This is a genomic window from Burkholderia sp. SCN-KJ, assembly GCF_024656005.1.
GTDB lineage: Bacteria > Pseudomonadota > Gammaproteobacteria > Burkholderiales > Burkholderiaceae > Burkholderia.
In genome coordinates this window covers 1-346 of sequence record NZ_JANKOG010000113.1, presented here as the reverse complement: position 1 = coordinate 346, position 346 = coordinate 1, and the positions used below count along the sequence as shown (strand labels likewise).

Here is a 346-nt window from a genome sequence, read left to right as displayed (position 1 = left end):
TATCAGCTCGCTGTCGACGGGCCTGAGCTCGACCGATAGCTCGGTCGCTTCGCTGTCGACTTCCACGTCGACCGGCCTGTCCTCGGCGACCAGCTCGATTTCATCGCTCTCGACGTCGACCTCCACCGGCATCAGCTCGTTGTCGACGGGCCTCAGCTCGACCGACAGCTCGGTCGCCTCGCTGTCGACTTCCACGTCGACCGGCCTCTCGTCGGCGACCAGCTCGATCGGCTCGTTGTCCACGTCGACCTCGACCGGCATCAGCTCGTTGTCGACCGGCCTGAGCTCGACCGATAGCTCGGTCGCCTCGCTGTCGACTTCCACGTCGACCGGCCTCTCGTCAGCA

At 65.6% G+C, this 346-nt stretch carries 1 protein-coding gene; it reads right to left on the bottom strand.

Translation table 11 applies throughout. The features are described 5' to 3' along the window. Positions 1 to 324, bottom strand: a 324-nt coding sequence (locus NQV17_RS37875; protein ID WP_257776173.1) for a hypothetical protein, incomplete at its 3' end; no start/stop codon positions are given. Between the last annotated feature and the right edge of the window lie 22 nt (positions 325 to 346).